Origin of the sequence: Flavobacterium silvaticum (assembly GCF_012911565.1) — a bacterium.
In the GTDB taxonomy this organism is placed as follows: Bacteria; Bacteroidota; Bacteroidia; order Flavobacteriales; family Flavobacteriaceae; genus Flavobacterium; species Flavobacterium silvaticum.
Genome location: NZ_JAAMPU010000021.1, coordinates 1 through 248 on the forward strand (window position 1 = coordinate 1; position 248 = coordinate 248).

Sequence of the window (248 nt, forward strand, 5' to 3'; positions counted from 1 at the left end):
CAATTTTCCTCAGCGAACCTAGAGCGCAGCCAGCTGGTAACCGCACCCAAGTCGCGATTGCTGCTTCCAGGTAATTGAACCAATCAATTTTCTTTGTACTTTCACGTTCAGCCGAGCCAACCTTCTCCGGAAGTCCGCAACCGCGCTTGGCTGCCAAACGTTGTGTTCCATGCCTATCGCCGCAAAAGTCAAAGACCATTATTGGCAATAATTTCCTGGTATTACTTTTTTGCCAAAATGCAGAATGA

The 248-nt window shown here is 47.6% G+C and carries 1 protein-coding gene; it reads right to left on the minus strand.

Translation table 11 applies throughout. The features are described from left to right. Nucleotides 1-248: hypothetical protein (locus G6047_RS16685; RefSeq protein ID WP_211165339.1), on the minus strand; the 248-nt coding region annotated here is incomplete at both ends.